This window comes from Endozoicomonas sp. SESOKO4 (genome assembly GCF_024606275.1).
This window is the reverse complement of sequence record NZ_JAHHPS010000550.1, coordinates 1-4,569: the sequence shown is the minus strand read 5'-3', so window position 1 is coordinate 4,569 and position 4,569 is coordinate 1. Positions and strand designations below refer to the sequence as shown.

Annotated in this window: 5 protein-coding genes; 2 read left to right on the top strand and 3 right to left on the bottom strand. The window is 50.6% G+C overall.

Translation table 11 applies throughout. From position 1 onward, the window contains the following. Positions 1 to 281 (top strand): hypothetical protein (locus KDK16_RS10675; RefSeq protein ID WP_257276076.1); only part of this gene is annotated, 281 nt, incomplete at its 5' end. Between the two features lie 42 nt (positions 282 to 323). On the opposite strand, the gene moaC is transcribed toward KDK16_RS10675, so the two are convergent. Genes moaC through KDK16_RS10660 form a run of 3 tightly spaced genes read right to left on the bottom strand, consistent with a single transcriptional unit; the run spans position 324 to position 1,947 of the window. Further along, positions 324 to 800, bottom strand: coding sequence for a cyclic pyranopterin monophosphate synthase MoaC (moaC, locus tag KDK16_RS10670; protein WP_257276078.1), 477 nt, complete (start codon positions 798 to 800; stop codon positions 324 to 326). Then, positions 797 to 1,321: a molybdenum cofactor biosynthesis protein B gene (gene moaB, locus KDK16_RS10665; RefSeq protein WP_257276077.1), complete on the bottom strand. Its 525-nt coding sequence runs from the start codon at positions 1,319 to 1,321 to the stop codon at positions 797 to 799. Before moaB ends, moaC begins: the two co-directional genes overlap by 4 nt. A gap of 26 nt (positions 1,322 to 1,347) precedes the next feature. Next, positions 1,348 to 1,947: a molybdenum cofactor guanylyltransferase gene (locus KDK16_RS10660; protein WP_257276075.1), complete on the bottom strand. Its 600-nt coding sequence runs from the start codon at positions 1,945 to 1,947 to the stop codon at positions 1,348 to 1,350. Between the two features lie 200 nt (positions 1,948 to 2,147). Here KDK16_RS10660 and KDK16_RS10655 point away from each other — a divergent pair. Next, the coding region (locus KDK16_RS10655) for a hypothetical protein (protein ID WP_257276074.1) at positions 2,148 to 4,569 on the top strand (2,422 nt) is incomplete at its 3' end.

Here is a 4,569-nt window from a genome sequence, read left to right as displayed (position 1 = left end):
GTATGGATCAGATGGACTCAAAATTCACCGAACGTATGGATCAGATGGACTCAAATTTCACCGAACGCATGGATCAGATGGATTCAAAATTCACCGAACGCATGGACCAGATGGACTCAAAATTCACCGAGCGCATGGACCAGATGGACTCAAAATTCACCGAGCGTATGGATCAGATGGACTCAAAATTCAACGAGCGCATGGACCAGATGGATGCCAGGTTCAGCGAAGGCTTTGAACAACTGAAATTATTAATTCGGCAGCGACAGCCTACCAGCTAAAACCTAAAAGCCCGTGGCAGCTTCGCATGTTGCCACAGTCATTTATTCTGCCTTGTAGTGACCGCCCTTACCACCACTTTTCTCAAGCACCCGCACGCCTTCGATGCACATATCCTTATCGACCGCCTTACACATATCGTAGATCGTCAAGGCAGCCACTGAAGCCGCTGCCAGCGCCTCCATTTCAACACCGGTTTTACCACTCAGACGACAGCATGTCTCGATCCGAATGCGGTTTTGCTCAGGTTCAAGTTCAAATTCTACGCCAATAAAGCTAAGCATTAGCGGATGACACAGTGGAATCAGGTTGCCACACTGTTTCGCCGCCTGGATGCCAGCAATGCGGGCAACCGCCAGAACGTCGCCTTTCTTCAGACCATTGTCAGCCACCAGCGCCAGTGTTTCTGCCTTCATCACCACAAAACCTTCTGCCCTGGCTTCACGCCGGGTGACATTTTTGTCACCCACATCCACCATGCTGGCCTTTCCCTCATCATTGGTATGGGTCAGCGACATCAGCCTTCTACCTTTTTGAGTTGCTCAACAAAGTTGCAGGGGCGCTGGCGACTGTCCAACTGCTCTCTGATAATACCTTCCCAGCCAGTCTTACAGGCATTGTTAGAACCCGGCATCACAAAAATGATCGTCCCATTGGCAAAGCCGGCAACGGTTCTCGACTGAATGGTGGAGGTACCCACCTGCTCATAGGAGAGTTGACGGAACAGCTCGCCATAACCGACTACTTCCTTGTCAAAGATTGGGAGTAATGCTTCCGGAGTACTGTCGCGCCCCGAAAAGCCTGTGCCACCTGTTACCAGAACAGCCTGAACATTGTCCGAGGCGATCCAGCGGGATACGACTTCACGAATCTTGTAGATGTTGTCTTTGACAATGGCTTTGTCTGCCAGTTTATGTCCTGCGTCGGTCAGATGATCCACCAACAGGTGACCGGAGGTGTCTGTTTCCACGGTACGAGTATCAGAAACAGTCAGTACCGCAATGTTCAGGGCTACAAATTCAGTTTCTTGCTTATGAGCCATCATGTCTCCTTTGATGTCGTTAGTCATTACTCAAGCTTTTCCCCGCTCATGGCTTTTTCCTCGCTCATGGCTGTCAAGGCACGATGCCACTCATCGGGGGTATTGGTGTTCTGGAAATGCTCTGCCAATTCGTCAGGAAGCGGGATAGTCACACCTTGCAGACGATCAAAGAGCCGTCCAAGAGAATAGTCTTTGTGATCCTGGCTGCTCAGCGCACTATTGACGGCACTTCGAAGCAGGCTGTTGACGGGCAGAATAAGAGGCAGGAAAAAGGTTTCAAACATAACCGCCCTGCCGGACTCTGCTACGGATGATACCAGCTTCTTGCAGGCTTCCGGTGGCAATAAAGGCATATCTACCGGTACCACTAAGAGGTTCACACCATCGGGCAGAGCCTCAATAGCTGCATGAATACCGCCAAGAGGCCCCCTGTCAGGTATTTTATCGACCAGCGCGTTGCTGCCACACTGAGCACCACTGAGCAATACTCTGTCGATACCGGATTCATGCAGCAAATTTTGCATATGTTGAAACAGGGGAATGTTCTGCCAGAGCAGGCGAGCCTTGTCCTGCCCCATTCGGGAAGACCTGCCACCAGCCAGCACCAATCCAATTGTTTGGGTCATATTAAGGGCACTCTGACCATAACCGTTTTGCCAAATGAGCGAGGATGGGATTCTACCAGTCTGCCCTGTAGACTTTAAGACTGAGCATTACACCAGTCAGGATCAGTAACCGCCAATTATTAGTTATGCTATTTGCTCTTTACCGACCTGACTCCGTGCCGCTAAATATAGAGTTGGATTTCACCTAATCAGGGACTGACATGCCGAGCATTCAAGAGCAAGTGGGTCATAATCTGAGACTCATCGACCAGGCCACTGAGGAAGGACGGGCCTGTCGTGTCACTCTGCACAATGGCATGCCGGTTGTGGAGACGTCCCCAAAAGAGTTTCTGAAGAAAACCCGGTGGAAATTTACACACCGCAGGAACAAAGTCGCTGAAAAAAAACTCAGGGACATGGTCATCAATGTCATTGAAGATTCTCACACCAGCCTATCCCTGCGACAACAGATTTTTGATGGCGCCAAAGACCGTCGATACACTTTTTTCTCAGACAGGGCAGTCAGAGCAATAGTAAAAAACGAAGCTCTGATGTTAAGCCCTGCTCCGATGGGAGAGCCAGTACCCTCCAAACCCTTGCCAAAAAGAAGAGTCAAGCTGCTGGACGCCATGAAATTCACCGGACCGGCCAGGCAGTTACCCGACAATCCCGGCAGGCACCGATTTGCTGATGCCATGAAAAGCAGCGGCCCTGCCAAAATCGTTCATAAAAGACCTCGTCCGGAAATGCCTCCCATTCCCTACACCCCTCCGACCATTATTGTGACTCCACCCACTGAAGAAGACGAAACACCGGACTCATTAACAGTGAACACCCCTCCGACCATTATTGTGACTCCGCCCACTGAAGAAGCCGAAACACCGGACTCATTAACAGTGAACACCCCTCCGACCATTATTGTGACTCCACCCAATGAAGAAGCCAAAACACCGGACTCATTAACAATTATCGACTTCGAATCAACCCCTCTGGTTGAGCCGACGTCCGATGACGCCTTGATTCCTCCACCTGCCACAGACGCAGTCCCCTACGAACCCATACCCGTGAAGTTGCCGGAAGGCCCGCCTGATGCCCCGGTCTTCCAGATATACGGACCTCTCAGTCTGGCCTCAAAGGATCAGATTGTGCGTCCGATCATTTTTCCAAAAGCCCCCTTACAGATGCTCGAAGAGGCTCGACAAGAGCTGGAGTCAAAGCTGCCTTCGATCAACCTGGCAGACGCAGATCAGTTTCTCTGGTTGTATTACACCTGCGAGTTTCTCGAACAAATTACAGCCGATAGCTCGGATGAATTGAAAGCGCAGCTGGAGCAGAGCTTTGCCGCTGCTGGTCTGTCTTCTCATTACAACAAACGGCAAACCGAACAAATGTGGCAGGCTGTTCGAAAGCTGAAAATCGACATGTCGCCCGAAGCGTTCAGCGAATGCATAGATGAGATGAGTGAAATCAGCACTCCCATGCGTTTCAAACTGACCCAACACCTGGTCAGAGACATTAATGAACTCAGTTTTCGCAAAGTGCCCCACCCTAACGGTGATCCGGCCATAAGAGTTGATGCTTTTCAGCTGGAGTTTCTTGAGCAGGTCAAAGCTACCGACGAATTAATGGAAGACCTGGGCTTTGAGATCGATGACCCCGACGAAAGCGACTATCCCCTGGAAGCCAGAGCAAATCTGGTGGATGTCAGGGAGAAGCTTGAGGACGAACTGTTAACTTACAGCACAGAACATGAGTCTTTTGCTCAGCTGGTTGACCAACTGAAAGAGGTTGACCCTATTGCAATCAGAGAGAAAGTCAGCGACGGGAAAACACCTACTCAGGAAGAGTTACAGGCCATTATCGCAGCCAAAAAGCAGAAACTGGAAGTAGCACGGCACCTCGGGAGAAAATGGGGAGACTCCCTCCTGCTGGATGGACGTAACTGGCCAGACGACGATGCCAGGCAGACGTTATCGAAACTTTATGATCTTGCCAGTCTTAACAGCCCTGTCATTGATGCCCACCTTAACCAATGGATTCTGGATAAACATCACGAAGCAGAATACCACCCACAGGTCGTCATCGATGGTTCGGACATTCACGGCCTGCTGGCGGCATTGACACAAGTTGAAGCAGGCGCTGATGTCACCCTGTTATTGAGTGTCGAGCCCCTCCATACTCCCACCGGGACACTGCGGTTAGACCCACAATGGATGGAAGCATTACGCTTTTATCTCGGTAGTGAGTTTGACTCACTGTTTACCCGACTGCCGGCCCATGAACAGCATTCGCCTCAAAACAATTCACCTCAAAACAATGACAAAAACTCAGGACGGCTTGACCCGGACGGGTTTGGAGAAATTTCAGCAGACACCCTGCATCAGGCCCTCTGGGCTCAGGTTCTTGATATGGCAAGGCTTGATTCATCACCCCTTCAAATGGTCTCCAATACCGGGGTTGTCGATATTGAAGCGCCTGATCAGCAAGATGGAAAATACCTTGTTCATCTGGAACATCAGGACGAGCAGAACACCCACAGCAACAAAGTCCCTGTTGACCTCCTGATCAATGCCGACGCAGTGCCTAACGCTGCCAGTGCTGGCTATCTGGAAACAGAAAGCGTCGACAATGCATTCCATGAGG

Coding starts and splice junctions, on each gene's coding strand:
- moaB (WP_257276077.1), bottom strand. CDS start 1,321: ATGGCTCATAAGCAAGAAACTGAATTTGTAGCCCTGAACATTGCGGTA.
- KDK16_RS10660 (WP_257276075.1), bottom strand. CDS start 1,947: ATGACCCAAACAATTGGATTGGTGCTGGCTGGTGGCAGGTCTTCCCGA.